Source organism: Flavobacterium sp., from assembly GCF_031363805.1.
Lineage (GTDB): Bacteria > Bacteroidota > Bacteroidia > Flavobacteriales > Flavobacteriaceae > Flavobacterium.
On sequence record NZ_JANLVD010000219.1, the window covers coordinates 1 to 2,882 of the forward strand.

Genomic DNA, 2,882 nt, shown 5'->3' on the forward strand with positions numbered 1-2,882 from the left:
AAAACCTACCAAGATTTGGTTTTTAAAATTGCAGATCAATTAAATGTTCCAAGACCCAAATATTATGCTTCAAAATTATTAATGAGTTTCGGTTGGAAAATGGATTGGTTTTTAAATATTTTCTTTGGTAAAAAACGATTATTGACTAAAGATTTAGCATCATCATTGCACACAACCGATTTGTATTCTAATAAAAAAATTGTTGAGAAATTAAACTATGAGTTTGAAAGTATTGATGACTTTATTTCGCAACTGGAATAATTTTTTTTAAATCCTTAATCTTCTTTTCTTTCAGTTTTTTTGTTATTAAAAGCAAAGAATCCTTCGTTTTTTTAGTTTTGATTTTGGTTTCTCGACTGATAATGGTGTCAATATTCTTTTTTTCTAAAACTAATTTATCACTTACTTTTTGATACATTATTTTGTATGCTTCAATATCTGAGGCATAGTATTTACTATTTTGAGCAAACTGCAAACTGTCTATTTTATATTTCTGATAAATATATGTTTTTGAATTGATGCTATTTTTGCTTAATTTTTCTGGGCTATAACTTTTCAAGGCTTGCAACACAGCCAAATCATACAAAATTTTTTCCATTACCTCTTTTTCAATTGGTTTTTCTGGTTTCGGAATTTCAGTTTTACTATTGCAAGCTACAATCGTAAATATCAATAAATATAAAATCGTTTTATTCATGTGCTATCTATTAAATTCCAATCGCTTACCAACTTTAATATCTTTAATTTTAGAATTATGATACACCAATTCTCCATTTACAAAAGTATGCGTAATTCTTGAATTAAAAGTATAATTTTCAAACGGAGACCAACCACATTTGTATAAAATATTGTCTTTGTTTGGACGCCAAGGCATTCCTGTATTTACGATAACCAAATCGGCATAATGTCCCACTTTTATAAAACCACGACGGTCAATTTTAAAAATTTTCGCTGGATTGTGCGCCATTTTTTCTACTATTTTTTCGATAGATATTTTTCCTTGATGATATGCCTGAAACATAGCTACAACTGCGTGTTGTACTAGTGGCCCACCTGATGGTGCTGTTGTATATGGATTTTGTTTTTCTTCAAGTGTGTGTGGCGCATGATCTGTGGCTACAACATCAATTCGATCATCGAGAAGTGCTTTCCAGAGTGCATTTTTATCAGCTTCTGTTTTTACTGCTGGATTCCATTTAATTAAAGTTCCTTTTTTGGCATAATCATCATTTGTAAAAAACAAGTGATGTATACAAACTTCTGCGGTAATTTGTTTGTCTTCCAAGAGTGTTTTATTGGTAAACAAATCCAATTCTTTGGCTGTTGAAATATGAAAAACGTGCAATCTTGCTCCTGTTTTTTGTGCTAAAGCCACCGCTTTTGACGACGAGAGATAACAGGCTTCTTCGCTACGAATTAAATGATGAAATTCCATAGGAATATTTTCGCCATATTCTGCTTTGTATTTTTCCAGATTGTTTTTGATGGTTTGTTCATCTTCACAATGCACTGCAATAAGCATTTTGGTCGAAGAGAATATTTTTTCCAAAACTTCTTCATTGTCAACCAGCATATTTCCTGTAGATGAACCTAAAAATATTTTAATTCCAGCTACATTTTTCGGATTTGTTTTTAAAACTTCTTCCAAATTATCGTTTGTTGCGCCCATCATAAAAGAATAATTGGCATGCGAAGTTTCTGAAGCTATTTTATATTTCTGCTCCAATAATTCTTGAGTCACTGCATTTGGAACCGTATTTGGTTGCTCAATATAAGATGTAATGCCGCCAGCAACAGCTGCTTTAGATTCTGAAGCAATATCGCCTTTGTGGGTTAGTCCTGGTTCGCGGAAATGAACTTGATCATCTATTGCGCCAGGAATTAGGTAGTTTCCTTCCGCGTCAATAATTTTACAATCGGACGATTTTGGACTTATATTCTCATCAATTTCAACTATAAATTCATTTTCAATTAAAATGTCGCCTTCAAATATGGTTCCTTCATTGACAATTTTTGCATTCTTTATTAAAACTTGTTTCATTTTTATGGGTTTTTGGTTTTGGTTACTAGGTGAATGGTATGTCAAAACCTAAAACCTAGAACCCAAAACCTATTTAAAGCCTATTAAATATTTTTCTTATTCTAAGCATAATTACACCAAAAACCGCTTCTTTAATAATAGCGTTGCTCATTTTTGACTCACCTTTAGTTCTATCGGTAAAAATTATGGGTACTTCTGTAATTTTGAAGTTTTTTATAAACGTTCTATACTTCATTTCTATTTGAAACGCGTAACCTGTAAACTTTATTTCATCAAGTTTTATAGTTTCCAAGACTTCTCGTCTGTAACAAATAAATCCTGCTGTCGCATCATGAATTATCATACCAGTAATAAATCGGACATACATGGATGCAAAATAGGACATTAAAACCCTGTTGAGCGGCCAGTTTACTACATTTACACCAGTTAGATATCTTGACCCAATGGCCATTCCGGCTTCTCCAATACTACAAGCATCATACAATTTTTCTAAATCTGCTGGATTATGAGAATAATCGGCATCCATTTCAAAAATATATTGGTATGGATGATTTAAAGCCCATTTGAAACCATGAACATAAGCAGTTCCCAGACCTGATTTTATTTTTCTGGTTTCTAAGAATAAAGCTTCTGGAAATTCTTTTTGCAAGTCAGTTACTTTTTTCGATGTTCCGTCGGGTGAGTTATCGTCAACAATTAAAACATGAAATTTTTTTGGCAATGAAAAAACAGCTCGAATAATAATCTCAATATTTTCTATCTCGTTATAGGTTGGTATAATGACAATTCCGTCTTGCATAGTGTGAATTTGTAGTGCAAAAATAAACTTTTTAACACATGA

3 protein-coding genes and 1 pseudogene are annotated in these 2,882 nt (G+C 31.9%); 1 reads left to right on the plus strand and 3 read right to left on the minus strand.

Annotated elements, in window-relative coordinates; genetic code table 11:
- A pseudogene (locus tag RMN92_RS11630) lies at nucleotides 1-261 on the plus strand (NAD-dependent epimerase); the annotation flags it as partial.
- Here RMN92_RS11630 and RMN92_RS11635 read toward each other — a convergent pair.
- From RMN92_RS11635 to RMN92_RS11645, 3 genes are all read right to left on the minus strand, one after another.
- Nucleotides 242-697, minus strand: a complete 456-nt coding sequence (locus RMN92_RS11635; RefSeq protein ID WP_309609613.1) for a DUF4296 domain-containing protein — start codon at nucleotides 695-697, stop codon at nucleotides 242-244. The pseudogene RMN92_RS11630 and the gene RMN92_RS11635 overlap by 20 nt on opposite strands.
- A 3-nt stretch (nucleotides 698-700) precedes the next feature.
- The gene (locus RMN92_RS11640) at nucleotides 701-2,041 is read right to left on the minus strand and encodes a dihydroorotase (protein ID WP_309609614.1); all 1,341 of its coding nucleotides are present in this window, start codon (nucleotides 2,039-2,041) and stop codon (nucleotides 701-703) included.
- A gap of 73 nt (nucleotides 2,042-2,114) precedes the next feature.
- Nucleotides 2,115-2,840, minus strand: coding sequence for a polyprenol monophosphomannose synthase (locus RMN92_RS11645; protein WP_309609615.1), 726 nt, complete (start codon nucleotides 2,838-2,840; stop codon nucleotides 2,115-2,117).
- Nucleotides 2,841-2,882: the final 42 nt, after the last annotated feature.